The organism is Herbaspirillum sp. DW155, assembly GCF_037076565.1.
In the GTDB taxonomy this organism is placed as follows: domain Bacteria; phylum Pseudomonadota; class Gammaproteobacteria; order Burkholderiales; family Burkholderiaceae_D; genus Herbaspirillum.
The window spans coordinates 5030699-5056895 of the sequence record NZ_AP029028.1 but is presented as its reverse complement, the minus strand read 5'-3'; the positions used below and the strand labels follow the sequence as shown (position 1 = coordinate 5056895).

The 26197-nt window shown below is 57.9% G+C and carries 19 protein-coding genes; 9 read left to right on the top strand and 10 right to left on the bottom strand.

The window, feature by feature from the left end; genetic code table 11:
- Positions 1–36 precede the first annotated feature (36 nt).
- From AACH55_RS23065 to AACH55_RS23045, 5 genes are all read right to left on the bottom strand, one after another.
- Positions 37–2352, bottom strand: a complete 2316-nt coding sequence (locus AACH55_RS23065; RefSeq protein WP_338716986.1) for a hypothetical protein — start codon at positions 2350–2352, stop codon at positions 37–39.
- Positions 2353–2370: 18 nt separating this feature from the next.
- Positions 2371–3234 (bottom strand): hypothetical protein, encoded by an 864-nt coding sequence (locus AACH55_RS23060; protein WP_338716985.1) that lies wholly within the window; start codon positions 3232–3234, stop codon positions 2371–2373.
- A gap of 80 nt (positions 3235–3314) precedes the next feature.
- Positions 3315–4901 carry a hypothetical protein gene (locus AACH55_RS23055; RefSeq protein ID WP_338716984.1) on the bottom strand — a complete coding sequence of 529 codons (1587 nt, stop codon included), beginning with the start codon at positions 4899–4901 and terminating at the stop codon, positions 3315–3317.
- Complete coding sequence (locus AACH55_RS23050; RefSeq protein ID WP_338716983.1) at positions 4891–6564, bottom strand: TnsD family Tn7-like transposition protein; 1674 nt, start codon at positions 6562–6564, stop codon at positions 4891–4893. Before AACH55_RS23050 ends, AACH55_RS23055 begins: the two co-directional genes overlap by 11 nt.
- Before the next feature lie 194 nt (positions 6565–6758).
- Entirely contained in the window at positions 6759–8270 is a 1512-nt protein-coding gene (locus AACH55_RS23045; protein WP_338716982.1) for an AAA family ATPase, read from the bottom strand.
- A gap of 921 nt (positions 8271–9191) precedes the next feature.
- Here AACH55_RS23045 and AACH55_RS23040 point away from each other — a divergent pair.
- Together AACH55_RS23040 and AACH55_RS23035 are read left to right on the top strand one after the other, a co-directional pair.
- A complete protein-coding gene (locus tag AACH55_RS23040) occupies positions 9192–9710 on the top strand; it encodes a hypothetical protein (protein WP_338716980.1) in 519 nt (172 codons plus the stop codon).
- Between the two features lie 68 nt (positions 9711–9778).
- Positions 9779–10252, top strand: coding sequence for a hypothetical protein (locus tag AACH55_RS23035; protein ID WP_338716978.1), 474 nt, complete (start codon positions 9779–9781; stop codon positions 10250–10252).
- Between the two features lie 224 nt (positions 10253–10476).
- Here AACH55_RS23035 and glmS read toward each other — a convergent pair whose 3' ends face one another.
- Positions 10477–12294 carry a glutamine--fructose-6-phosphate transaminase (isomerizing) gene (glmS, locus tag AACH55_RS23030; protein WP_338716977.1) on the bottom strand — a complete coding sequence of 606 codons (1818 nt, stop codon included), beginning with the start codon at positions 12292–12294 and terminating at the stop codon, positions 10477–10479.
- Between the two features lie 211 nt (positions 12295–12505).
- Here glmS and AACH55_RS23025 point away from each other — a divergent pair, with 211 nt between their 5' ends.
- Positions 12506–12997 (top strand): Lrp/AsnC family transcriptional regulator, encoded by a 492-nt coding sequence (locus AACH55_RS23025; RefSeq protein WP_338716976.1) that lies wholly within the window; start codon positions 12506–12508, stop codon positions 12995–12997.
- Positions 12998–13138: 141 nt separating this feature from the next.
- Here the strand turns inward: AACH55_RS23025 and glmU are convergent, their stop codons facing one another.
- A complete protein-coding gene (glmU, locus tag AACH55_RS23020) occupies positions 13139–14497 on the bottom strand; it encodes a bifunctional UDP-N-acetylglucosamine diphosphorylase/glucosamine-1-phosphate N-acetyltransferase GlmU (RefSeq protein WP_338716975.1) in 1359 nt (452 codons plus the stop codon).
- A 268-nt stretch (positions 14498–14765) separates the two neighbouring features.
- On the opposite strand from glmU, the gene AACH55_RS23015 reads away from it, so the two are divergent.
- Positions 14766–15815, top strand: a complete 1050-nt coding sequence (locus AACH55_RS23015) for a glycosyltransferase family 4 protein (RefSeq protein ID WP_338716973.1) — start codon at positions 14766–14768, stop codon at positions 15813–15815.
- Positions 15816–15846: 31 nt separating this feature from the next.
- Here the strand turns inward: AACH55_RS23015 and rfbG are convergent, their stop codons facing one another.
- The 3 genes from rfbG to AACH55_RS23000 all read right to left on the bottom strand — a co-directional run bounded on the left by rfbG (position 15847) and on the right by AACH55_RS23000 (position 19544).
- Positions 15847–16920, bottom strand: a complete 1074-nt coding sequence (gene rfbG, locus AACH55_RS23010; protein ID WP_338716972.1) for a CDP-glucose 4,6-dehydratase — start codon at positions 16918–16920, stop codon at positions 15847–15849.
- Between the two features lie 458 nt (positions 16921–17378).
- On the bottom strand, positions 17379–18353 hold the full coding sequence (ttcA, locus tag AACH55_RS23005) for a tRNA 2-thiocytidine(32) synthetase TtcA (protein ID WP_338716971.1): 975 nt from the start codon (positions 18351–18353) through the stop codon (positions 17379–17381).
- 261 nt (positions 18354–18614) lie between these two features.
- Positions 18615–19544, bottom strand: coding sequence for a LysR family transcriptional regulator (locus tag AACH55_RS23000; RefSeq protein ID WP_338716970.1), 930 nt, complete (start codon positions 19542–19544; stop codon positions 18615–18617).
- Positions 19545–19807: 263 nt separating this feature from the next.
- On the opposite strand from AACH55_RS23000, the gene AACH55_RS22995 reads away from it, so the two are divergent.
- From AACH55_RS22995 to AACH55_RS22975, 5 genes are all read left to right on the top strand, one after another.
- Positions 19808–21223: a M20 family metallopeptidase gene (locus AACH55_RS22995; RefSeq protein WP_338716969.1), complete on the top strand. Its 1416-nt coding sequence runs from the start codon at positions 19808–19810 to the stop codon at positions 21221–21223.
- Positions 21224–21294: 71 nt separating this feature from the next.
- Positions 21295–22611 carry an MFS transporter gene (locus AACH55_RS22990; RefSeq protein WP_338716968.1) on the top strand — a complete coding sequence of 439 codons (1317 nt, stop codon included), beginning with the start codon at positions 21295–21297 and terminating at the stop codon, positions 22609–22611.
- Positions 22612–22731: 120 nt separating this feature from the next.
- A complete protein-coding gene (locus AACH55_RS22985) occupies positions 22732–23922 on the top strand; it encodes an amino acid aminotransferase (RefSeq protein ID WP_338716967.1) in 1191 nt (396 codons plus the stop codon).
- Positions 23915–24547: a YitT family protein gene (locus AACH55_RS22980; protein WP_338716966.1), complete on the top strand. Its 633-nt coding sequence runs from the start codon at positions 23915–23917 to the stop codon at positions 24545–24547. The genes AACH55_RS22985 and AACH55_RS22980 overlap by 8 nt, the downstream gene beginning before the upstream one ends.
- A 112-nt stretch (positions 24548–24659) precedes the next feature.
- A complete protein-coding gene (locus AACH55_RS22975; RefSeq protein ID WP_338714814.1) occupies positions 24660–26126 on the top strand; it encodes an IS1182 family transposase in 1467 nt (488 codons plus the stop codon).
- Positions 26127–26197 lie beyond the last annotated feature (71 nt).

Genomic DNA, 26197 nt, shown 5'->3' with positions numbered 1-26197 from the left:
ACACAGTCCTAGGTAAGGTGTACATGGTCATCATCATTATTCGCTTCCCAACTTGCGGCGATAAACTACAGGAGCGAGGAAATCATCATCATCGTCGTCCTCACCCCTTGAGTTATCAGTCGGTTGTGAAGGCGCGGTGGCAGTAACAGGAGCTCGAGCGGGAAAATTAGGAACCTGAGTGTTGAAATGATTTCTCAGCGCTACTTCATCCTCTTGCTGGCGCACCGTAGTTGCGATTGACTTCGCTGTTCGAGCGTCCACAGCGCCTGCGGCCACGGCAACGTTGGAATTGCGAACAATAGAATCGATTTTTCCTGCCCGTACACGAGACAAAAGCGCAGTGTGCGATTTCTTACCTACCCCAGCGGCAACGTCACGCTCAACTTGCTGGACTGATGCGGTATCGCTCATGTTGATAATGTCGTGCCACTCCACCGTTGAGTTCCCGAAGCGACGCGCCGTCGTCGGAGTGGCATCAAGCTCCAAGAGTTGCCCTTCTGGTCCAATCCACCAAAGAGTTAGAGGGCAAATTGGAGTTCGGTGGACAGTAATTTTGATTTCCATATTGCTGTTCTCACGCTTGAGCAGGTTGACGTAGCTTCTAAGGGCTGGGGAGCTGAAGTACCTACCGGTCCCCCAATTCACCTGGCCCTCTTTCACACTCCTGGACTTCGTTGTGCAGAACTGGGTGAACAGTTCGAATTCGGATAGATTCCAATCCTCGTCGCCGGTAAGCAGTGACTTGGAATACTCGAAAGCACCGGCCGGGGTGGGGGGGAGGCCAAGTTTCATCATCTCGTCGCGCATTTCTACGGTTCTGTAGAGCTTGGCGTCGGGAGTGGTGTTCTTGATGCTGATAGCCTTTATCAGCTCCTGCATGAATACGGTGAAATCGACTCCGCCGCTTGCTCGGGCTGCTTCGTACTGCTTCTTATCTAAGTAGTCATCGCCAATCGGCTTGATGGCACCCGGCATATGCTCCATTGCGCGTTTCATTAAGCCAATCGTTCGCTCCACATGAGGCTTTGCCTCAGGGTCACCGGGATTAGCGATAAGAAGAGGAATTCCCAATTTTTTGACGATTGATTCAACGACTACTTGTGAACGGCCATTGCCGCGGTCGATAAGGACACTACTAGCGCAACCGAAGACCATTCCAGGTAGGTCAGGAGGTAGCTCCCATTTTTCGAGTTCAAAGTCTTTAGGGGTGAACGCAGAAAATGCCAAAGCAAGGTAACTGTTTGCGTCTTCAGGACGCCATGTGACGTACCAGCCAACGATAGCGGTGCTAAAGCGGTCTACGCAAAGGAGGATGGTGGGGCGGTCCTGACCACGTACAAATAAGGCTTTGTTGGCGAAGCGAACAAAGTTATCTGCAAGCGTGCCGTCCATCTCGTAAAGAAAGTCCCCAGCCTCCACAAAGTCCTGGGTGCTGCCACCACTGAGCTGACGCGGATAATTCGGGTCAAGTCGTCGCGCCCGTTCCTTATCAATAGCAACAGCTCGCCAGCGTTCATAAGCAAGCGAGGCCATATATTTTTGCTCAGGCAGCTTGTTCTTTTCGCTGACGAATTTCAAACCGGTTCCGTCGTCTCCAGCCTCTTTGCTTTTCCAATACGCTTCACTGCAGAATCGGTTATAGATGACCTTGAGCGAGTCGTCTGTTCTTCCTTGCGCCTCTGCGTAATCGAGCCACTTATCGACGAACCATTGAGGTGCCTGTCTCGACTTGTTGTCAGTCTCTGGGTTGAGTCGCTGCGCGTGGCGAGGTCCTCCCAGCGCCTTGGATTTCGGTTTTTTATCCCGTTGAAGCCTACGACCAATTCCAGGGCCGCCTTGCAACCAAAAGTGCGGTATTTGGGCGTTGCGGTGCTGATAGAATGCTTGCGCCGCTATCCAAGCTTTTACGGTCTTCTTTTCGGTGCGCTGCGCCGCCGCGACATCGCTAACGGTGCTTTCATATAGCTTCTTGTCAGTAAGCAAGCGCGGCCAGGCAGTGCGCCAGATATACTCGATAGCATTGTCTCGTTTCTCTTGATTGGGAAACTCCGTAAGGCTGTAGCTGCTCTCACCGATTTCAGCTGGAAGGATATTTATCCCAAGTTCACGCAGTGCTCCGCTCTTCTCAAGAGTACGAAATTTACGAATCGTCCACGTAACCATCCCTTCGTGGACAATTTTGGGTGGGCGAAGTAGCTCCAGAGGGCCGTCATCTGCTTTGACCGCGACCTTCATCAAAAAATAGCGGCGCGTATCCTTGTGGATAATTCGGTATGTGCGTGATAGGCCACCACCTACAAGCTCGATGTCCTTGTATTTAGGCTTTTGGGGAACGGTAACTGTGTTACTCATAGTCGTCATTAGTGGCGATTAATAGCGATACGGTGGGATTGCCAGACGAAATTCCATGTTGTGGCGCAGAGGAAATTTATGGTCCCAGCGCAAGTAGCCGCAATAATGCGCGACTGCGAAGTACCGATAGCATTCACTTCGGGTGAGCTCCATACGATTTCCAATCGTAGTGAGGACTTGACTCACGCTGCCCTTCGCTTTGGTCTTCTTCAGCCTTGCCGCAAAGTCAGCCGCTGTGTGAGAGTGCTCGTGGACGTCGCGAATCCTGCCTAACCAGCGCAGGATGTGAACATTATTTCGATGTTCTTGTTCTGAAAAGGTCATGTCAGTCATGATTTCGAATGTGCTATTCCAACGAGCCCGCAACGCCTTTTCCTTCTCATGTCGAAGGATGACATTGGGCAACTGAAGTAACGCGGCTGGCTTTCCTGAAATGGTGTGGTAAAGCAGTTCTTTTTTGCCAGGGAGTGCCAAAGTCGCTACGCAATCGACCGTGATGACGAGTTGCGCTGGCACCTTTCCGTGGAAATCCGGGATGGTTTTGCGCATCATCTCGGCCTTTTGCTTGGCTAGAGCCCATTTTTCCTGGTCGAATTCTGGGTATTGCGCGCGAATTTCTACTACAAGGGGATTCAGTTCCAAGAAGGTGTGTATCCGCTGCTCGATAAAAGAGTGGAACGGAATGATGCCGTTGGCCTTACGACTGAACATCCACCCGGCGACACCGCCCCGACCGTCTATAGCGTCTTTCCAATGCTCGTACTTATTAGTGACGCTGCGCACGCCGCGCGGGTCGTAGAGCGGCAACTCTACCGGCTGGAGAATGGCCGTTCCAACATAACCACGCAGCTGAAATTCCTGGTCGGAAATAGGCTCGGCCAATGACTCAGTTGTAAGCCTGGATGTACGCAAAGTTGACGACCTCGCTCGTGAAAAAGAGAGAGCACTGCAATCGCCATTGATTAATTTTGGGCGAGCCATTTTCTGAGAAGGGAAAGTCGGCGATTGAAATTAGGCTTAGACAAGTTTTGATACCACTCTTCGTCTCCGTAAGGGTGGCCAGGAGATTTCTCATTAACCCGTTTGCACATAATTCCAATGTTTCGCAGCTGATATGTTCTCTTCTTTGTATCGTCTACGTAAGCAAGCAATGCAGCTTGCACCTCTGGAGAATTACGGATAATCGCATTTCCCCGATAGCTAGAATTTTTCAACAGGGCGAATTTCGTTATTCGCTTTTCGGGAAGAGACGTTACGAGAAACTGGTGACGACGGCGTATATGCTCAACCAATTTTGCGACGCTGGTGGCGTAGTTTCTAGGCATCGGTGACTCTGACGAAGCTCCCTCCAGCATTCCTTTTACCTTCAACTTCTGCTTTGTGAAGCGACGCTTGAGCCAATCAGCCGCGTGAATTCCGAGATGGGTATAGATTTCTCTCCCACCCAGTGACTTTCGAAATTTGGCTCGTGTAAGAGATGGCTGCTCTTCGAGGGCAGCTTCAACGATAGATTTGTATTTCTCAGTAACTGAGACGAGGTCTTCGATAGTTTTGAGGGTTGGTTCTTCCAGAGGTACAGGTCCCCTATAATTTCTCGGAGAAATTGCCTCCACTGAATTTTTATGTACGAGCGATACGCAATTGGCTGCCACAATGAAGCTGTCCATATTTTCAAACAGTGCATGTATTACTGTTAAAACGTTGACAGGGTGTTTCGCACGGTACTCATCATCTTTCGATGTCGAAATCTTGGCTAATGTTTGCGCTGATATGCCGAGTCGATTGAATCCGTCAATGCCGATTTTCTCCACGAGGCGATTCTTTATTATGTTGTCTGGGTCGTCCGATTTTTCTTGATATTCGCGCACTTTCGTAGCTATAGCGGCAAAGATGCTATCCGCAGAGAGGCTCTCCAGCTCTCCGTGGAGGACTCGCCGAGCAGATGCCGCAACTTTGGCGAGGAAATCAATTTCGACTTCAGAAAGTTCATCGACCGGTTCCATGCCGCGTTCACAACAGAACATTGTGGGGCGAGTGAACTGAAGCTGCTCATTACAACTCTGGCAAGGCCTTAGCAAAACCTGCTTATGCGTCGGGCACACTTTGATGCCAGGAACATTGAAGAGTCTGTCCCATACCGCGTAGTGATATTGTCCTCCTGGATTTGAGAGGCATTCCGAACAAAGGGCCCTGTAAAATTTGGTTTTGCCAAGAAATCCGAGCGCAATTGTTGAGTCATTGTTGCCCAACGCATAACGATAGATTGAGTCCTTAACTTCATCGGCGGACAGAAGAGACGCAAGCCGAAAGCAGGTGTTGTTCAATACAACAGAATGTGCGTCTTTTAATCCAATCGGGAAGTCGGCCACGAAGCGCTCGATATTCGACGGATGCAGCCAAGGAGCATTTTTTGAATGCGCACGGGTTCCTGAAGAATTGATTAAGTAGTTCGTCTTCCTGCGGAAAAAGGTCTCTGTTGCTAGCCAAGCCATGATGTTTTCTTCGTCCTGAATAGGTATCGAATAGGCGCCTTGAGATTTAAATTCCATTTCCAATCTGCGGTTCTCTTTCTTTTTGTGTCTTACGTGCAAATGTTTTCTGAATGGTCGATGGTCTCAGGGAGAGCGCTCGAGCAATAGTTGATAGCTTGTAGGGCGGAATTTGACCGGAGCTGTAGGCCCAGCGAATGCGACGTGCAATGAATTCTCTTGGCGATTCGATTACGCTTCTCACTTGGTCTCTAGTTGCAGTGCTCTCGAATGCATGTTCGCTCAAGCCGATGGCGATTCGCAGTCGGTAGGCGCTTTTGAAAACCGGCTTTGTTCCGGGAGCGGTGTATCTATCATGAGCACCGCTTAGTGCGGCACTCAGCCTTGCCAGCAGTAGGCCATTTCTGGACTTGATGGAATGTCGTCTCCGAGCCGCCCTAGCTGTCTCAATCTCGTTTAGCCAAGAACGAGCATGGCGATATAGGTGCACCCAAGTTGCGGTGTACTTCTGACGTAGACTTTTTTCAGACGCAGATGGATGGCAACGAACCGCATCTAGCCAAGCCGCTTTTGCATCTTCCGTACGCTGTTGAGTTCTCCTCTGAATCGGCAAGACGCGGTCCTCCCTGCTAGCCAGGATTCGATAGGCAGTGGACTGTGATACTTTGAATCTCCTCATCACATCCTTCGGATGCGCACCCTCGTTGAATGCCTGATGAATTGACTGCATAATCGCTTGGTCGAGTTTCTTGGGTCGCCAGACGCGTGCAATCCCATACCGTCGGCACATGCAATTGAGGTAAGAGGCGCTTACGCCAAGTGCTGTAGCTGCTGATGTGAGTGAGCTATGTTCTAACAGAGCAGTACGAATCTGCTCTTCGGATGGCTCCACAGGTTCTGGCGCTCGGGCTTCGGGCCTGGTGGCTCGGAGGCTACATGCGCAGCTTTCGGCAAACCATTTGAACAGTACGCACCACACCGGATGTAGTGCACGGTCTTCCCGGAGCAGCGACCGAAGTGCGTTCTCAACGTATTTAGGACTGGTGCATAGGATGTCTAGGCGGACATCGCTGAACGAACCACTATAGAAACCTACGAACGCATGCAGAAGTTCGACCAGGTTGAGCCGGCCATTCCCGCCAATCCATCTGCCCAAAGTCAGGGCTTCAACTATTGCACGCCGGTTGAACGGCGATTGCTCAGCTTGGATTTGAAGGCATTGATGCATCAAAACCGAATACTCAAATTCTCTCAGGCGTTGATATGCACTCGTTGCGTCTCGGCACACTTGGTCAAAGAGCAGCGCCTGTTCTGCAGTCGAGCGTAATTCGACGCCATGGATTGGGCACATAGAGACGAACGGTAGGCCGTTATGCAGCTCGATGTGTGCAAATCCGCGTGTTACCATCTGCTCATCGCAGCATTCAGGGCACTGGCGATATAGCCTCTCGCTGACCGCAAAGAGAGCAGGGAGGAAGCTAGGACGCACCGGCCCCACAGGCCTGCCAACAAGCCTGGCTCGCAGAACGTCATACCTGGCTGAAGATATGCCGCAGCGAAATGCATTCTCTTCAGTATGTTCAGATACGAGCGCGTCGAGGGACTTATACAAATATCCCAGATTGTTGTGATAAGTGTTCAAACCACTAGGCATGCCATCCAACCCAGGAAGCTTCTCCAGGATGAGAATGGACTTCTGGCGTAATGAATTGGTCTTGGCCATCGTTCGTACATGGCAAGCATGGTCATGCAGTACCTGCCCCTTAACAAGGGGCGCTGCGTAAATAATGTCCTCGTCTGGTGTCATCGCGCACCCCTCACAAATTTGCGTATGTCCCAATGCACCGGCCTTCCTCTCCAGGATGGAAGAGGACGCCAGCGCATCTAGGCGTCACAGCGCTACGGAGTAGGCTCTGCCTATCCGATTGCTGATGTTTTGGGCTTTGGAGAACGGATGATTCCAACAGAGCGTGGCGAAGGTCGAATACCGCTGGTCAGACCCGTCCCTACCCAAGACTCATAGGCAGGATTGCAGACAATTGCGGATGGCATGTAGTCTGGATACCTTCGGAAGTCATCTTCGCTCTGGACGTGGCCCGTGGTGCCAACTTGATAGGCGATTTGGCGCAAACGCTTGCTTAGCTTGCTAGTGTGGCCCATCATTTTTTTCACGCGCTCCGCTTTGAGGTTTGATGCTTCCAAACTCTCGGGATGTCGGAGAAGTTCTCGATGAGGCTCGGCATTCTGCGCTGTCTTCTCCGATTCTTCGCCGGATTCAAACGTTTCTCCGCTTTGGGTGAATGCAATGGAATGCCTCATGAAATCCCAGACGCCGTAGACCATGTGTTGAAGCACGGGGCTATGTTCGTATGCCCACAAAGGGAAAGATTTATGCATCTCGGTCTGCGACATGGCGCTCATTCTCCAAATTTCACTAACGGTGCTATACCAGCTCCCATTAATGTCCAGCTCCCCACCTTTCAATGGAGGCGAGAAATCATCCAAATCCAGTTTTGGCCCCGAAGTCAGATAGGGACCTGGCATGCTTCCATTCGCCAGTCGGTGCATGAAGAGAGGAGTACCAAATATCACTACAGGGATGCCCGTCCACTTGCTGACCTCCGCAATGGTGTCCAAGACTTCCGGCGTGCCAGGAGTAAGTGATGCGTTGTTGCAGCCGTCGATAAGGATGACCCCAATGTTGAACTGGATGAACCATGACTTCACGGTATTGGTGCCATTAATATCGCTCTCAATCTCTCTCAAGAGCCTATCACTGGCATTTGCATTCGCAATCTCAGCCCGCAGAACGTAACGAATGTGTCGGAGAAATTCAGGGCGCGAGTTCTTCCATTCCAGCTTAAGCACCGGAATGATTGCGAGGAAATCAGGAAGTGGTGGAGAGCACCGCAGTCGTTGAGCGCTACCGAGCAGGTGATGAAGGCGGTCGCACAACAGGCTCTTTCCACTACCGGAGCTTCCAATCACGCTGAACACTTGGCTAGCGAAAGGTGCCTCCGGCATTGGTTTGATTTGATTTTTCCCCATTAGCAACTCCTCCTGCTGATAGAAGAAGCTGGCATATCTGGGATTTGAGAAGTCCCTGAGATTCAATGCACTAAACATCGCGCCACCCAGAGTCTGCACGAATTCGGCAATGTGATTGGTCGGGATGTAGATGTCCGTGAGCAGACTGTTCAACGCAAGTCGTTTCGCCTCCGGTGTTTCGTCCCTATAACGTGCCTTTGCACATTCCGGTTCTTTGCCGAGCCACTGACTCAGCTCATCAATCGTTCTAAGTGCAGCGAACGTTTTCAAGCCCGGCACCTGCTCGATTGCATAGGCGCCTACTGAGGTCGCATTTCTGGCGCCGCTTACGACCAACTGGCCCAAGCTCCCAAGAGCTTGCATTTCTCGACTATTGGTCACATTTCCTCCGTGCAACTATCTCGTCCGAGCTTTTCAGTGTCGGCTCGGAGGGAGAAACAACTTTGCTACGCAGGCGTGCGTAGTCGGCCGGCCAGCTCGCAAGCGGCGGACTATTGTCAAGAAGTGACGATTGGGTAAGGGTGAATGGCTGGTTGCATTCGAGCGGCCGCTCGGAGCGGCAATGATTCTCCGAGGGCGGCATGGCGCCGCCCCCGTCGCGGGTAGTCCCGGACATGATGTCCCTTTCAGACGCTTGAGCGTCTCGAGCAATGCTGCGAAGCAACATTGACTTTAGGCTTGCCCCATGAGACTATCCGCGCGTACGTGCGCATAGCCTTAAGTGGCGTGCCGACCGCGGCTCGAGGTGGTGACACACCTCGAGCCCATTTTTTTTGACGTGCCGACCGTATTGTCTAATTCATTTGATTGCCTCTTTGATAATTGATATACCGTTAAAGTCACAGTATCGCTACAAAAAACTATCTACCATTGCAGTAGTAGTTGCAGATGTTTGTAAACAAACCTATAATTCATTTACTCCCAAACTTAAGCGTACTGATATTATCGGTGTATTGTATGTCCGATAAATGCAAGTACGGGTCGTCATATTAGCTGAGCTTTTTTTTTGCCGCAAGCAATTTGTGGCTATTTTTGTTCGTCCTTGCTCAACCTCTGTAATTTTCAGTCTCTCCTTTCCCGCTTTCCTTCCCTTTCTTAGTTCGATAAAGCTTTTGCGTTCCTCAAATTGAATTCGCGGATGCAGAAGACTGGTGTCGCGCAGTAAGCCTCAATACAATCGCATAATTCGTTGCCTCTATTGGTTGGCGTTAGCATCCCCGTTTTCTGAGTATTCTCATCGTCGTCGTTCGGCATATTCTTGCCGTATACGATAGTCCAAAAATTTTCGAATGCAAGGGCAATATGAATAAGCCTTGGGCAAATTTGGCCAGTCGTGTCGTACGCGTTTTATTGGCCCGAAAGGGGCTTAAGACAGGAGACGTACCTGCTTTACTAAAACAAGATTGCGAAGAAGGCTTAGAGATTGATGGGCAGGCACTATCGGAATTGATAGCGAAAGAGCGAGTGGATTTGGAGTTGTTTTTGCGAATTCTCTTGGCTATTAATCATGAGGTTCCGCCGCGTTGGGTGAAGTTTGCTATTGGTCAAAGAGCGGGCTGGAAGTCGCTTTGTGCCTCAATTTTGGCTGAAGAGATTCGAAATTATCCATCAATGAATCGTGATGAAATTGCTCAAAGAATGGCGTCGCTACACAGAGGAGTGTCTGCTGCAACTTGGCAGGTAAAAATCAAAGAGGGAGACCTTACCTTGGGCGAGTTTATGTCGCTTTTAAACGAGATTGGGTCGACGAGTCTCGCGCAGTACCTCGATTGGGATGACGTAGTCGCAGCCGCTCAGGCAACACGGAAAATGATGGATTGATGTTTGACTTGGCGGGATAAGCTCCTAAAATAAATTGGCAAGAATCTTGCCAATGAAAGGAGGTCTTGATGCCGGCGCCAGTTAAAGAAATAGTGGCCAAGCTCTACAAGCCGCCAGCTGATGGTGGCCGTCAAATCCTGGTCACCTCTCGCGCAGTAGCTGAAAAACTCCCCCGGATTCCTGGCGTGGCACTAATCTCGATTACAGCTCCTGGACGGCCAATCGCGGACGTCGATGGCTTCGATTTACTGCTCAGAATGAGTTTTGCTGACGTCGACTTTCTCGCAAAAAGAGCGTCGATGAAAGCTTCGCGTTTGGAGCAAGAGATATTTTCAGTGAAGCATGCGGAAGAGATAAAGCGATTTGTTTACGAGCTTCCAGGGTCAGTGAGGACCTTGGTCATCCACTGTGAAGGTGGATACTCGAGGTCGGCCGGTGTGGCTCTCGCGCTCCATCAATTGTGTGGATACCAAACAGACTTGAGGCACCTTAAAGAGGCGAATTCCTCGATTGTGCAGTTGATGACGGGCCGCTTCAGATGAGGCTCTTGAGTGCCTCGGAGACGGCGAAGGTGCCAAAAAAAAGGTCGATAAATGGGTCTGTCAAAGCAAAAAAACAGGCGAATGCCAGAAGAACTGACATCGCCTGTGTTCCTTGCTGGGCGTAAGTTAGCGCTTGATTCCGATTGCACCAGGGAGTGAATTAATTCGCTCCATAGGGAGGGAATTAACTTTCCTCGACACACGGCAGACCACCACCGCCCCTCTCACTCCACCGTCACCGACTTAGCCAAATTGCGCGGCTTATCCACATCCGTCCCCCGCGCCAACGCCGTGTGATAAGACAGCAACTGCAACGGCACCACATGCAGAATCGGCGACAGCACGCCATAGTGCTCCGGCATCCGGATCACGTGCACGCCCTCCGCCGAGGTGATGCGTGAATCGCCATCGGCAAACACATACAGCTGCCCACCCCGCGCACGCACTTCCTGCATGTTGGACTTGAGCTTCTCCACCAGCGCATCATTGGGCGCAATGGTGACCACCGGCATCTGGTCGGTCACCAGGGCCAGCGGGCCGTGCTTGAGTTCGCCGGCGGCATAGGCTTCGGCGTGGATGTAAGTGATCTCCTTGAGCTTGAGCGCACCTTCCAGCGCGATCGGATAATGCAGGCCGCGCCCCAGGAACAGCGCATTCTCGCGGCGGGCGAAGGCTTCCGCCCAGGCGACGATGGACGGCTCCAGCGCCAGTACGCTCTGCAACGCGGCAGGCAGGTGGCGCATCGCCTTGAGATGCGCAGCTTCCTGCTCTTCGGTGAGCAGGCCGCGCGTCTGCGCCAGCGCCAGCGTCAACAAGAAGAGCGCGGCCAGCTGCGTGGTGAATGCCTTGGTCGAGGCCACGCCCACTTCCACACCGGCACGGGTGATGTAAGCCAGTTCGCATTCGCGCACCATGGCGCTGGTGGCGACGTTGCAGACCGTCAGCGTGTGCTGCATGCCAAGGCTGCGCGCGTGCTTCAACGCGGCCAGCGTGTCGGCGGTCTCGCCGCTCTGCGAGATGGTGACCACCAGGGACTTCGGGTTGGGCACGCTGTCGCGGTAACGGTATTCGCTGGCGATCTCGACGTTGACCGGGATCTTCGCAATCGATTCCAGCCAGTACTTGGCCGTCAGGCCAGCGTAATAGCTGGTGCCGCAGGCCAGGATCAGGACGGAATCCACTTCCTTGAAGACCTTGTAGGCCTTGTCGCCAAACAGCTCGGGCATGATGCCGACCACACCTTCGAGCGTGTCGGCAATGGCGCGCGGCTGCTCGAAGATTTCCTTTTGCATGTAGTGCTGGTACGGACCCAGCTCGACCGCGCTGGTATAAGCCTGCACGGTGCGCACTTCACGCTCGACCGGGCGGCCGGCAGCGTCGACGATCCAGACCTTCTGCAATTGCAGGTCGACCACATCGCCTTCTTCCAGATAGATGATCTGGTCCGTCGTGCCGGCCAGTGCCATGGCGTCGGAAGCGACGAAGTTCTGACCTTCGCCCACGCCCACGATCAGCGGCGAACCCTGGCGCGCAGCGACCACGCGGTGCGGTTCGTCGGCACAGAAGACGGCGATGGCGTAAGCCCCGGTGAGGCGGCGCACGGCCTGCTGCACGGTGTTGAAGAGATCGCCGTCATACATGTGGTCGACCAGGTGGGCGATCACTTCGGTATCGGTCTGGCTCTCGAAGACATAACCGGCGGCCTGCAGCTCGGCGCGCAGCTCGTCATGGTTCTCGATGATGCCGTTGTGGACCAGCGCGATGCGGTCCCGCGAAAAGTGCGGGTGGGCATTGTGGGTGGCCGGCGCACCGTGGGTGGCCCAGCGCGTATGGGCGATGCCGGTGAAACCGGCCAGACCGCTCTGCGCCACCTGCTGCTGCAGCTCGGCCACGCGGGAAGTGCTGCGCGAACGCTGCAGCTTGCCATCCACGTACAGCGCCACGCCGCAGGAATCGTAGCCACGATATTCGAGGCGCTTCAGGCCTTCGAGCAGGATGGGAGTGACGTTTTGTTGCGCTACCGCGCCGACGATGCCGCACATGACTTACCTCGCTGGAAAAGATGTGCATGCATCTTAGGGGAGATGGTGTGAAATAAGATTTCTAAAATCTCATGGATATGAACTAATATTGCCACATCGCTGGGCTGCGAAATAATATTAAATTTAAAGCGATTTTTTGAATTTATATCGCGCCCCTGCTGTTTTATCGTCAGTCGATGTCAGGCCACTTCATCCAATTTTTCGATCATCCATGAAAACCCCGCTCCCGCTGGACGACCTGGACCGCCGCATCTTGCAAGCCCTGCAAAGTGATGCCAGCCAGACCAATCAGGAACTGGCCATGCGCGTGCATGCCTCGCCGCCGACCTGCCTGCGCCGCGTCAAGCGGCTGGTGGAGGCGGGCGTGATTGCGCGTCAGGTGGCTTTGTTGGACCCGGCGCAGCTGGCTTCCACGCTCACGGCCGTGGTGGAGATCACCCTGGACCGCCAGGGCGAGGAAGAGCAGCAGGCCTTCGAGGCGCTGGTGGCGGCGGAGACGGCGGTGCAGCAGTGCTACCGGGTCTCGCCGGGGCCGGATTTCGTGCTGGTGGTGCTGGTGCGCGACATGCCGGCCTATCACGCGCTGGCGCACCGGCTGTTCGCTTCGCAGCGCAATGTGCGCAACGTGCGCAGTTACTTCTCCATCCACCGCAGCAAGTTCGAGCCGGCCATCCCGTTGGACGACGCCGACGCCATTTCCTGAAAAACGGGCCCTTGCTTCACCATTGGCCGTGTCTGCCTGTGGATAAGTCAGGCGGGGTGGCATTTTCGGGTTTTTTACTGCATATCGCCCTAAAACCACCCCTGCGACTCAAGTTGCCCACAGGCGCAACTCCGCCTGCGCTTACTTCTTGATCTTGACCGGCCGTTGCCATCCCGCCAGCGACAGCTGCTTGGCGCGTGACAGGGTAAGCTGTCCGGCCGGCGCATCCTTGGTCAATGTGGTGCCGGCACCGATGGTGGCGCCCTTGCCCACGCGCACCGGCGCGACCAGCTGGCTGTCGCTGCCGATGAAGGCGTCGTCTTCGATGATGGTGCGGAATTTGTTGGCACCGTCGTAGTTGCAGGTGATCACGCCGGCACCGACGTTGACGCCGCTACCCACATCCGCATCGCCCACGTAGGCCAGGTGATTGGCCTTGCTGCCCACGCCGACGATGCTGTTCTTGACCTCGACGAAGTTGCCGATGTGCACGTCTTGCGCCAGTTCGGTGCCGGGGCGCAGGCGCGCGTAGGGGCCGATCTGGGCGCCGTCGCCGATCACCGCATCCTCGATGTGGGTGAAGGCTTTGATGGTCACGCCGGCGCCGATGCGGGCATTGCGGATCACGCAGTGCGCGCCGATGTGGCTGCCCTCGCCGATGCTGACCTGGCCTTCGAAGACGCAGTTGACGTCGATGCTCACGTCACGTGCGCACGCGAGCGTGCCGCGTACGTCCAGGCGCGCCGGGTCGGCCAGGGTCACGCCGGTTTCCAGCAGGCGATGGGCGATGTTGCGCTGGTGCACGCGCTCCAGCTCGGCCAGTTGCACCTTGCTGTTCACACCCAGGGTTTCGGCCACATCGTCGGGCTGGGCCGAGACCACTTCCACGCCATCGGCCACCGCAGCAGCGATGACGTCGGTCAGGTAGTACTCGCCCTGGGCATTGTTGTTGGAGAGCTGCGAAAGCCACTGGCGCAGGCGCGCCGTGGGCGCGACGATGATGCCGGTGTTGACCTCGCAGATGGCGCGCTCGGCCTGGCTGGCATCCTTCTGCTCGACGATGCGCCTGATCTTGCCCTCCTCGCGCACGATGCGGCCATAGCCGGTGGGGTCGTCCAGGGTCACGGTGAGTACGCCCAGCTTGTCCTGGCCGGCCCCCTCCAGCAGGCGCCGCAGCGAGGCCGCGGTGGTCAGCGGCACGTCGCCATACAGCACCAGGGTGGGAGCGCCATCATCGAGATGCGGTACCGCCTGCATGACGGCATGGCCGGTGCCCAGCTGCGGTTCCTGCAAGGCAAAGGCCAGACCCTGGCCGGCAAAGGCCTTGGGCACGGCATCGCCGCCGTGGCCGTAGATCACGCACAGTTGCGTGGGCGCGAGCTGGCGGGCGGTATCGATGACATGGCCCAGCAAGGGTTTGCCAGCGAGCGGATGCAAGACCTTGGGAAGCGATGATTGCATGCGTTTGCCCATGCCGGCGGCGAGGATGACGATGTTCATGAGGGGTAAGGGAAGGGCCGGAGAAAAAGCCAAAAGTCTAGCATGCACCCTCGGCCCGCCCCTACGCATCGGGTCGCAAAAGATGAAGCTGAGGGGCGTTTGGCGTTGTACTCCGGTTTTTATGCGCACGGCTGCCGCTTACCATGAGAAGCTGTGCAAGTTCGTCTGCGCCCTTGCTGCCTGCGCATGAAGGCGCGCAGCCGCGCATTTGTGGATGAGCGATCAATAACAACCGGTCCGGCCCAGGCCGACCCTTCCTGGAAAGTGCATGAAGATTCTTCTGTTGAACGACGAGTTCTATACCACCGGCGCCAGCACTGCGATGCTGCGCCTGGCCGAGCGGCTGGTGCAGAACCATGAGGTGTCGGTGCTGCCGCGTATCGATGGCCAGGGTGAAGTGCGCAAGCAGTTCGAGGCGATGGGCATTCCCATCGTCAAGGATCTGGCGGGCAATCCGGATGTGATCGTTTCCAACTGCATTCTCTCGGGTCAGCTGGTGGGTGAGCTGGCACCGCGCTGCCCGGTGATCTGGTGGATCCACGAGGCCGAGATCGGGCGCGACCTCCTGCTGCGCTATCCCAACATGGCGCAGGGCTTCAAGAGCGCCTCGCACATCGTCTTCCAGACCGAGTTCCAGCGCATCGTCTACGGCAGCTTCCTGTTCGACAGCCCGGCCATGGTGCATGTGCTGCCGTTCTGGAATGACGCCATCTATCGTCAGGAAGACCTGCAACCCAAGCCCAAGGATAAAAAACGCATCGTCTGCATCGGCACCATCGAGCCGCGCAAGCGCATGGAAGACACCATCATGGCCGTCAACGCCATGAGCGGTGAGCAGCGTGCCGGGATCGAGTGCGTCTTCATCGGCAAGTACCTGCAACTGGGCGAGGGCGCGCGCAAGCTCTCCGAGGCGCTGCCGGAGCGCTACCGCTTCCTGGGCGAGCAGCCCAATGAAGAAACCCTGCGCTACCTGGCCTCGGCCGATGCCTATGTGCTGGCCAGCTCCAGCGAATCCCAACCCCTGACCATCTGGGAAGCCTTCGAACTGAATGTGCCGGTCTGCCTGTCGGACCTGGAAACCTACCGCCACGTCGGTCTGAAGAACGGCGTCAACGCCCTGATGCATCCGGTGGGCAACATCGATCTGCTGTCGTCGAACCTGCAGATGGTGCTGCATAACGAGGATGTGCGCCGCCGCGTCACGCGCGCAGGCAAGAGCCTGCTGCTGAAGAATCTCACGCGGGAATGGTCGGAGGAATTCGAGCGCCTGATCCTGCGCACGCAGACCATGGCCGAGATCCGCAAGATGGGATATTGAGATGTGCCGGAGCTGATCCGGCGCCTTGCCCTCAGTTCAGGCTCTGATAGAAGGCGATCTGGTTCTCGCTCAGGGTACGCAGGTCTTCGTTGTTGAGATAGCCGGCATACCACTGCGCGGTCAGCTCCAGCGCCGTGTACAGCTCCATGCGCGGAATCCAGTCCAGGCGCTGGCGTGCCTTGGAGATATCCAGCCGCAGCACCGCCTGCTGCTGGTCGTCCGGCTCGGGTTCGAGGCGTACCTCGATCGGCTCCACATCGTTCTTCTGCAGTGAGTGATTGAAGGTGGCGCAGAGCTGGGCCACGGTCTGCAGGTCGGTATCGGCCGGTCCGAAATTCCAGGCCTCGGCATAGGTGCTGCCCTGTTCGTAGAGCAGCTTGCCGATCTGCAGGTAACCCGACAGCGGCTCCAGCACGAATTGCCAGGGGCGCACCGCGCGCGGCTGGCGGATGACCACGGGTTCTTCCTTTTCCAGGGCACGGATGAAGTCAGGCACCAGCCGTTCCGGCGAGAAATCGCCGCCGCCGATGACGTTGCCGGTACGCACCGAGGCCAGGCCGACCTGGCTGCCCTTCTCGGATGAAAAATAAGAACGCCGATAGGCCGCCGTGACCAGTTCGGCGGCGCCCTTGCTGCTGCTGAAGGGATCGCGTCCGCCCATGGGGTCGTCCTCACGGTAGCCCCACAGCCATTCACGGTTCTCGTAGCATTTGTTGCTGGTGGCCACCACGACCGCACGCACGCTGGGCGTCAGGCGCACCGCCTCCAGCAGGTGGGCGGTGCCCATCACGTTGGTGGCGAAAGTATCGAGCGGATTCATGAAAGCCTGGCTGATCTGCGGCTGGCCGGCCAGATGGAACACCACGTCCGGCTGCACTGCCGCCAGCGTCTCGGCCAGATGGCGCGGGTCGCGCACGTCGCCGGTGGTGGTCTGCACGCAGTTGTGCAGGCGCGCCAGGTGGAACAGGCTGGGATTGGTCGGGGCCGGCAACGCGTAGCCGCTCACCCTGGCTCCCATCAGGTGCAGCCACAAGGTCAGCCAGCTCCCCTTGAAGCCGGTATGACCGGTGATGAAAACGCGCTTGTCGCGCCAAAAGTTAGCCATCAGGCAGCCTCTTACACGTATGGCAGAGAGTCGTTCGGGGTGCAGAGGCTTGACGGCGGCGAGCCCGTCAATCACGCGGATGGCGATACCACGCAGCCCAACCCCTGTTCTTGCCGGGCCACGTTTCCCTGCGAAACCACGACTGCATGGTTATGTTTGTTTTTCCCTGGCAATGCGGCTTCACGGCACGACATTGCAACAGGACAAATTAGAACATGCGTGTTTTGGCCTTCAAGCGTGGAAGAGGAGGGTATTTGATGCCCATTCCCAAATATAGCCGTATGACAACAAAAATTTACTTTTGCGCATGCCGAAGAAACCGGCTGCCAGCCCGAAAGCCGCGCCGGAGCTGGCTTTCGTACTGATGAGGTGAGACGCCCTGTCTCGCTGGACTAAGTTTTCGTGCAGGGCTGCGATGAGCCGCTGCGTATCGTTACATGTCGTCACTTATCGTGACGTCAGACCAGATTGATGACCGACTGGCTCTGGTCGGGTTTGTCGTCGCGGTCAAAGAGGGTATCGCCCTGGGCCTGCTTGCCCGGTCCGGCGGTGAAGTGGGTGAAATCGAAGAGGCTGCGGTCCAGCATGTGCGAGGGCGTGATGTTGGCCATGGCCGTGAACATGCTCTTGATCCACAGGGGATTGGTTTTTTCCCACTGGTTGAGCATCTCGCGCATGGCCTGACGCTGCAGGTTGGGCTGCGAGCCGCACAGGTTGCAGGGGATGATGGGGAATTCCATGGCGGCCGCGTACTTCTTGATGTCGGGCTCGCGCACGTAGGCCAGCGGGCGGATCACCACGTTCTCGCCATCATCGGCGATCAGCTTGGGCGGCATGGTCTTGATCTTGCCGCCGTAGAACATGTTGAGCATGAAGGTGTGCAGGATGTCGTCGCGATGGTGGCCCAGCGCGATCTTGGTCGCACCCAGCTCCTTGGCCACGCGGTAAAGGATGCCGCGGCGCAGGCGCGAGCACAGCGAGCAGGTGGTCTTGCCCGGCGCGATCTTCTCCTTGACGATGCTGTAGGTGTCTTCCTCGACGATGCGGTAGGGCACACCGATGCGCGCGAAGTATTCCGGCAGGATGTGTTCGGGGAAGCCCGGCTGCTTCTGGTCCAGGTTCACGGCAATGATCTCGAACTTCACCGGGGCCACGCTCTGCAGGTAGCGCAGCGTGTCCAGCATGGTGTAGCTGTCGGCACCACCCGACATGCAGGCCATGATGACGTCGCCATCGCGGATCATGTCGAAGTCGGCGATGGCTTTGCCGGTCAGGCGGCGGATGCTTTTTTCGAGCAGTTCGAAACGGCGCGAACCGCGCGCGGTGACTTCAGCGTGACCACGCTCGTCCTGCGAGGACGACGCATCGAGGTTGGTCAGGTCGGTCAGTTCAGTCAGTTCAGACAATTGCACTGCGGCTGCAATGTCGTTCATGGGAAATTCCTTCAATCGGTAGGCTGTTGCTGCCGGACGAGCGTAGTTGCCGTCCATCAACATCGATGAGGCAATGGGCGGGAGGGCTGCGTGCGGGCGGAGGACCGGCATTTTCTCATGCAGCGCCGGTTCCTGCCATTTCTGCGTGGCTTGCCGCAGGGCAAGCGTCGCATGGATGCCTCATCGGGCCGATGGGAGAAGCGCTACTTGTCCGACTGCAGCGCGCCCAGGGGCTGTTCAGACTTCATTCGCACTCGCAGATTACGTGTGAACCGCCCCTAGCCCATGCCGGTTGCGAATCTGGCGGATGGCCGCCACCAGAGAATCGATGAACGCCGCCACCGCCGGCGGCAGCTTGCGGCCGGCCATGGTCTGGACCTGCAGGGTGCGCTGGTGCAGTTCACTCTCGGCCATGGGTACCAGCGCCATGCCATCTTCCTCGGCGCGTTCTTGCACGGTGAGGAAGCCGCCCAGCGCCACCGTGTCGGGGGAGCGGGCCGTGAAACGATACACGGCCCCCAGCGAATGACTGGTGAAGACCGGCGCGAACAGCAGGCCGCGCATGCCGCAGGCGATGTCAAACAGCTGGCGCACCGTGGAGCCCTGCTCGGGCAGGGCCAGCGGGTAGGGTGAAAGATCGTTCAGCGCCAGGAGCTTGCGCGCGGCCAGCGGATGGTCGCGCCGCATCAATGCGAAGATCGGTCCCGATTCGCGGTAGGCGATGTTGAGACCTTCGACCGGCCCCAGGCTGTACGTGACGGAGATGTCGGCCTCGCCATCGATGACCATCTGCGACGCCCTGGCTGCGCCCACCACATTGAGCTTGAATTGCATCCCCGGATATTGCTCGCGGAATTGCGCCATCACGTTGGGCAGCAGGTCCCAGGCAAAGCCTTCCGAACAGGCCAGCGTGACCACGCTCTGGCCCACCGCATGCAAGCCCTTGACCTCGGCCATGACCTGTTCGACCTCCAGCAGGTTGCGGCGCGCAAAGGCCATCAGCACCTCGCCGGCCGGCGTGAGCACCATGCCGCGCGCACGGCGCTCGAACAGCGGCACGCCGGTTTCTTCTTCCATCTTGGCGATCTGGCGGCTCACCGCCGAGACCGCCACGTGCAGCCGCTCGGCCGCAGCGGTCAGGGAGCCGGTGCGACCGACCTGATAGAAATAGCGTAAAGCGGTACTTTGCATGGCAGGCAATGCTTTCTCAAATTGGCAATCATCTGCGGATATCCTTGCAAAGCTCGGCAAGGCCATGATGGTGCGAAGCGGAAAAGCGCACGAAATAACCCCGATCCGAGGCGGATCGTGCACCCTTGTTGGGCTGAATTGCAGTGCAAAACACAATAATTCATTTTGCCTATTTTCGAAAGGATCGTTTTAAAAATTGACATTGTTAGAAACCATATCGGCTCCTAGAATCCTTCATGGCATCAGTTCATCAGGAGTCTTCCATGTCCCGCAGTACCGCTCTTCGCCTGGCCGCCGAGTATTTCGATTCCGGCCGCTTCCAGCATGACCTGCAGCGCCGCATCGCGCTGCCCACCGAAAGCCAGAATGCCGACCGCCGCGCCGAACTGGCCGCTTATCTCGGCGAAGAGATCGCGCCCGCCCTGGCCGCGCTGGGCTTCGAGACGCAGCAGATCGCCAATCCGGTGGAAGGTGCACCGCCCTTGCTGCTGGCGCGCCGCATCGAATCGGCCGAGGCGGTGACGGTGCTCATGTATGGTCACGGCGATGTGGTCAATGGACAGGAAGGCCGCTGGCAGCAGGACCGCTCGCCCTGGGCGCTGAGCCAGGACGGCGAGCGCTGGTATGGTCGCGGTGCGGCCGACAACAAGGGCCAGCACAGCATCAACCTGGGCGCGCTGGCCGCCGCTATCGAAGCGGCTGATGGCAGGCTGGGCTGCAACCTGAAAATGATTTTCGAGATGGGTGAGGAAGTGGGCTCGCCCGGTCTCTACGAGGCCTGCCGCGATCACGCTGATTATCTGAAAGCCGACCTGTTCCTGGCCTCGGATGGCCCGCGCCTGGCGGCTTCCAGCCCGACGCTCTTCCTCGGTTCGCGCGGTGCGCTGCAATTCAAGCTGGTGCTCGATACCGGTAACGGCGCGCACCATGCCGGCAACTGGGGCGGCGTGCTGCGCAATCCGGCCACGGTGCTGGCCAATGCCGCCGCGTCGCTGGTGGATGGTCGCGGCGTGATTCGGGTGCCGGGTTTGCGTCCGCGCAATGTGAGCGAGCGGGTGCGTGCGCTGGTGCGCGACTTTGCCGTGGGCAGTGATCCCGGCGATCCTGTGCTCGATGCGCACTGGGGCGAGCCCGGCCTCTCCGCGGGTGAGCGCCTGTTCGCATGGAATACGCTGGAGCTGATCGCCTTCGAGGCCGGCAATGCGCAGCGTCCGGTGGGCGCGATTCCCGCCCGTGCGCAGGCGGTGTTCCAGCTGCGCTTCGTGGTCGGCACGGTGTGGGAAGACGTGCAGCAAAGCCTGCGCCGTCATCTCGATGAACACGGCTACGAGGATGTGCAGATCGAAATCCAGGCGGCCGCGCCGGCCACGCGCCTCGACCCGGACGATGCCTGGGTGCGCCTGGCTACGGCTTCCATGCAGGAGAGCAGCGGCAAGCGCGTGACCATCCTGCCCAATCTGGGCGGCACCATTCCCAATCACTGCTTCTCCGAAGCGCTGGGCCTGCCCACGCTGTGGATGCCGCATTCCTATCCGTCCTGCTCGCAGCATGCGCCGGATGAACACCTGCTCGCACCGGTGGCGCGCGAAGGCCTGCAACTGATGGCGGGCCTGTTGTGGGATATCGGCCAGCAGGGGCGGCAGGTGCGCCAGCAGCGGGCGCAGTCTGCGGTTGCCTGAATCACCCCTTTTTCATTTTCATTTTCACGAACGCAAGCCAGCGCAGTCCATCTTCCAACGGGAACACGACCATGAACGCAGCGTCACCCTCGGCAACACCGGAAATTTCTTCAGCAGCAGAAGCGGCGCCCGCGCCCATGTCGGCCGCGCGCACGCGGCGGCTGATCGTCGCCTCCTCCATCGGCAATGCGCTGGAGTGGTTCGATTTCGTGGCCTATGGTTTCTTTGCGGTGACCATCTCCAAGTTGTTCTTCCCGACTGGTGACGAGACGGTCTCGCTGCTGGTGACCTTCGCCACCTTCGGGCTGTCGTATCTGTTCCGCCCGCTGGGGGCGATCCTGCTGGGCTGGTATGGTGACAAGGTGGGCCGCAAGCCGGCGCTGCTGGTCTCGCTGTCGATGACAGTGGCCGGCACCCTGATCTGTACCGTGATTCCCACCTACGAAAGCATCGGCGTGGCTGCGCCCATCGGCATCCTGGTGGCGCGCATCCTGCTGGCGCTGTCGGCGGGTGGTGAGTTCGGTTCGGCCACCGCCCTGTTGACCGAGACCGGCTCCAAGCGCCGCGCTTTCATGGCCAGCTGGCAATTCTCCAGCCAGGGTGCGGCCGCCCTGATGGCGGCGCTGGCCGGCTTCCTGCTGAACCAGTGGCTCACGCCCGAGCAGATCGCCGCCTGGGGCTGGCGCCTGCCGTTCGCCTTCGGCTTGCTGATCGCACCGGTGGGTCTGTACATCCGCCGTCACATCGATGAAGTACCGATGGCAAAGAAGGTGCAAGTGGTCGGCGAGGACGATGCCAGCTGGGGCCTGCAGGTCACGCGGGTGCTGGTGGCCATGGGCATTCTCTCGGTCTCCACCGCCGCCACTTACCTGATGCTGCTGTACATGCCGACCTATGCCATCAAGCAGCTGCATCTGCCGCAGTCCACCGCCTTTGCCGCGGCCGCCGTGACCGGCGCCATCCTGATGATCGGCGCGCCTTTCATGGGCATGCTGGCCGACCGCGTTGGACGTGCCCGCATCATGGTGGTGTCCACGGTGCTGACGCTGGCCACCATCTATGGCTCCTTCGTCTGGGTGATCGCCATGCCCACCGTGTGGGTGATGATGGCCATCATGATCTGGGCCGGTATCCTCAAGGCGGTGTATTTCGGCTCGCTCGGGGTGGTGCTGTCCTCGATCTTCCCGCCGGCCACGCGGGTGCGCGGCATGGGTATCAGCTATAGCCTGGGAGCAACCATTTTCGGCGGCTTTACGCCCTTCATGGTGACCTGGCTGGTGGGCAAGACCGGCAATCCTGTCTCGCCCAGCTATTACCTGATGGTTTGCGCCGCGATCAGCCTGTTGTGCGTGAGCATTTACCACTTCCGCCTGAAAAAATACCTGTGAAAAAATGCACAGGTGGCACGCGGCACGGGAATTTTTTCCCGTGCCGCGCTACCATGGCGGTCTTGCCGGACAAGCTGGACTGTGCCGGCATCGGCGTTTTCCCACATTGACGAGGTTTCCATGTTTTCGCATCTCCCGCCGTATGCCGGCGATCCCATCCTGAGCCTGATGGAACAATTCCAGCGCGATGAGCGCAGCAACAAGGTCAACCTGAGCATCGGCATCTACACCGATGGTCGTGGCGTGGTGCCGGTGCTGCCCTCCGTGCGAACCGCTTCGGCTGCGGTGGCCGAGACCGGCGCGCCCTATGTCTACCTGCCCATGGAAGGCCATGCCGCCTACCGTCAGGCGGTCGCCAAGCTGCTCTTCGGCGCTGACCTGCCGTCGGCCGAACACCTGGCCATCGTCCAGACCCTGGGCGGTTCGGGCGCACTGAAGGTCGGTGCCGACCTGATCGCGCGCTTCTTCCCGCAGCCCACCATCTGGCTGCCGGACCCGACCTGGGACAACCACGTCGGCATCTTCGAGGGCGCAGGTTTCAAGACCGAGCGTTATCCCTACTACGATGCCCAGACCAAGGGCCTCAACTTCAACGGCATGCTGGACAAGCTGCAAAGCCTGCCCAAGGGCGCCGTGGTGCTGTTGCACCCGTGCTGCCACAACCCGACCGGTGTCGACCCGACCCGCGCGCAATGGGAGCAGATCATCGCCGTGGTCGAGCAGCGCGGCCTGCTGCCCTTCTTCGACCTGGCCTACCAGGGCTTTGCCGAAAGTCTGGATGAGGACATCTGGCCGGTGCGCGAAGCGGTGCGTCGCCAGATTCCCTTCTTCCTGTCGAACTCCTTCTCCAAGATCTTCTCGCTCTACAGCGAGCGCATCGGTGCCTTGTCGGTGTTCTGCCCGCAGGCAGGCCAGGCAGCCAACGTGCTGGGCCAGCTGAAGCTGACCGTGCGTCGCAACTACTCCAGCCCCGCCCGCAATGGCGCGCTGCTGGTGGCGCATGTGCTGGGTGACGACAAGCTGGCTACGCAATGGCGCGCCGAAGTCGAGGAGATGCGCGTGCGCGTGCGTGACATGCGCGTGAAGCTGGCTTCGCAGTTGAAGAGCGCGGTGCCGGATCAGGACTTCTCCTTCCTGCTGCGCCAGAACGGCATGTTCGGCTACACCGGCCTGACATCGGCGCAGGTGGACCGCCTGCGTGAAGAGTTCGGCGTCTACGCCGTGGGCACTGGCCGCATCTGCGTGGCGGGCTTGAACGACGGCAACGTCGCCCGCGTGGCCGAGACCATGGCCGAGGTGCTGCGTGGCTGAAGTGGCAAGCAAGGCCGCGGTTTCTGCGGCCGACCTGCGGCACAAGAGTTATGAAGACGTGCTGGCCCTGGTGGCCGGTACGCTCTTCGTCTCGCTGGCCGTGAACATGTACAGCCAGGTGGGCCTGCTGACCGGCAGCACTGCCGGGCTGGCCTTCCTGACGCATTACCTGACGGGCCTGCCGTTCGGGGTGGTGTTCTTCACCATCAACATCCCGTTCTACTACTTCGCCTTTCGCCGCATGGGCTTGCGCTTCACCGGCAAGACCTTCTGTGCGGTGGCGCTGGTGTCGGGCTTTTCGCTGATGCATCCGCACTTCATCGGCTATGCCAGGCTGGACCTGTTCTACAGCGCCGTGCTGGGCGGCTTGCTGATGGGCGTGGGCTTCGTGATGCTGTTCCGTCATGGCGCCAGTCTTGGTGGCATCAACGTGGTGACGCTGTTCCTGCAGGACAAGTATGGCCTGCGCGCCGGCAAGCTGCAGATGGCCGTGGACGTGGTGATCGTGCTGTGTTCGCTGTTCGTGGTGACACCGCGCGTGCTGCTGGCTTCGATCCTGGGCGCGGTGATGGCCAATCTGGTGATTGCCTTGAATCACCGGGCGGGAAGGTATATGGGGATGTAAGAAGCTCGGGGATGTAAGGCTGCGAAATAACGAATGCCGTTCAGTACAGACTGAACGGCCAGATTGATGACAAAGCCCTGGCGAGAGCCAAGGCTTTGTTGTTTAATCGGTCATGCTCAAAAAACCGACAGCCGCCCAGCACGAGTTAGAGATGGTGACCATCGAGATGCTCGTGCCCAAGGACCACCTGCTGCGCAAGATCGACGCGGCGGTGGATTTCGAGTTCATCCGCGAGAAGGTGGCGCATCTGTATTGCGCCGACAATGGCCGCCCGGCACTGGACCCGGTGGTACTCTTCAAGCTCTTGTTCATCGGCTACCTCTTCGGTATCCGCAGCGAGCGCCAGCTCATCCGCGAGGTCCAGGTCAACGTGGCCTATCGCTGGTTTGCCGGATTCCGTCTGACCGACAAGGTGCCGGACTCCTCCACCTTCTCCCAGAACCGGCGCCGCCGCTTCATTGATACCACCGTCTATCAAGACATCTTCGACGAGATCGTGCGCCAGGCCATTGGACGCGGCATGGTCGATGGCCGTGTGCTCTACAGCGACAGCACCCACCTCAAGGCCAACGCCAACAAGAACAAGTTCGACTACGTTCAAGTTGCCCAGACACCCTCGGCCTATCTGGCCGAACTGGATGCGGCTGTGGATATCGACCGTGCCGAGCATGGCAAGAAGCCGCTCAAACGTGACGATGATGATGAGCCGCCCACCAAAGAGATCAAGGTTAGTCGCACCGATCCCGAGAGCGGCTACATGGTGCGCGACGACAAGCCCAAGGGCTTCTTCTACCTGGATCACCGCACCGTCGATGCCAAGCATTGCATCATTACCGATACCCATGTCACGCCCGCCTCAGTCCATGACAGTCAACCTTATCTGGCACGCCTGGATCGTCAGCGCCAGACGTTCGGATTTGATGTACAGGCCGTTGGCCTGGATGCTGGCTATTTCACACCGGCCGTCTGCCAGGGACTGGAGAATCGCGAGATCAGCGGCGTGATGGGCTACCGCACACCCAACCACAAGCCGGGGACATTCTTTAAACGGGCGTATGAGTACGATGCCTACCGTGACGAATACATCTGCCCGCAGGGCCAGTCCTTGCACTACAGCACCACCAATCGGCAGGGGTATCGGGAATACAAATCCAAGCCTGAACAATGCCGGGGCTGCAAGGTACGCGAGCAATGCACCAATAGCGCCAATGCGGTCAAGGTGGTGACGCGCCATGTGTGGGAGCGTTCCAAGGAGAAGGTGGATGATCGGCGTCGTACCGAATGGGGCAAGCGCATCTATGCCCGACGCAAGGAAACGGTAGAACGCAGCTTCGCCGACGCCAAGCAATTGCACGGACATCGCTATGCCCGCATGCGCGGCTTGCGCAAGGTCGCCGAGCAGTGCTTGTTGGCGGCGGCGGCCCAGAACATGAAGAAGATTGCCCTGCTGGTGGCGCGCTTGCGCGCGCTTTTACCGGGCTTGAACGCCTATGCCAGCGTACAAAAGTGGCTACAGAGAAAAATGAGCGCATTGCTTGGCTTCTGCGCCATCGACCATCTGCAAATTACCTGCGCCTGAAAAACAAAACCCCGTGTTCGAAAACACGGGGTTCGTCATCAACCTGGCCGTTCAGTACAGACTGAACGGCA

Coding starts and splice junctions, on each gene's coding strand:
- AACH55_RS23065 (WP_338716986.1), bottom strand. CDS start 2,352: ATGAGTAACACAGTTACCGTTCCCCAAAAGCCTAAATACAAGGACATC.
- AACH55_RS23055 (WP_338716984.1), bottom strand. CDS start 4,901: ATGGAATTTAAATCTCAAGGCGCCTATTCGATACCTATTCAGGACGAA.
- AACH55_RS23050 (WP_338716983.1), bottom strand. CDS start 6,564: ATGGCCAAGACCAATTCATTACGCCAGAAGTCCATTCTCATCCTGGAG.
- AACH55_RS23040 (WP_338716980.1), top strand. CDS start 9,192: ATGAATAAGCCTTGGGCAAATTTGGCCAGTCGTGTCGTACGCGTTTTA.
- AACH55_RS23035 (WP_338716978.1), top strand. CDS start 9,779: ATGCCGGCGCCAGTTAAAGAAATAGTGGCCAAGCTCTACAAGCCGCCA.
- glmS (WP_338716977.1), bottom strand. CDS start 12,294: ATGTGCGGCATCGTCGGCGCGGTAGCGCAACAAAACGTCACTCCCATC.
- AACH55_RS23025 (WP_338716976.1), top strand. CDS start 12,506: ATGAAAACCCCGCTCCCGCTGGACGACCTGGACCGCCGCATCTTGCAA.
- glmU (WP_338716975.1), bottom strand. CDS start 14,497: ATGAACATCGTCATCCTCGCCGCCGGCATGGGCAAACGCATGCAATCA.
- AACH55_RS23015 (WP_338716973.1), top strand. CDS start 14,766: ATGAAGATTCTTCTGTTGAACGACGAGTTCTATACCACCGGCGCCAGC.
- rfbG (WP_338716972.1), bottom strand. CDS start 16,920: ATGGCTAACTTTTGGCGCGACAAGCGCGTTTTCATCACCGGTCATACC.
- ttcA (WP_338716971.1), bottom strand. CDS start 18,353: ATGAACGACATTGCAGCCGCAGTGCAATTGTCTGAACTGACTGAACTG.
- AACH55_RS23000 (WP_338716970.1), bottom strand. CDS start 19,544: ATGCAAAGTACCGCTTTACGCTATTTCTATCAGGTCGGTCGCACCGGC.
- AACH55_RS22995 (WP_338716969.1), top strand. CDS start 19,808: ATGTCCCGCAGTACCGCTCTTCGCCTGGCCGCCGAGTATTTCGATTCC.
- AACH55_RS22990 (WP_338716968.1), top strand. CDS start 21,295: ATGAACGCAGCGTCACCCTCGGCAACACCGGAAATTTCTTCAGCAGCA.
- AACH55_RS22985 (WP_338716967.1), top strand. CDS start 22,732: ATGTTTTCGCATCTCCCGCCGTATGCCGGCGATCCCATCCTGAGCCTG.
- AACH55_RS22975 (WP_338714814.1), top strand. CDS start 24,660: ATGCTCAAAAAACCGACAGCCGCCCAGCACGAGTTAGAGATGGTGACC.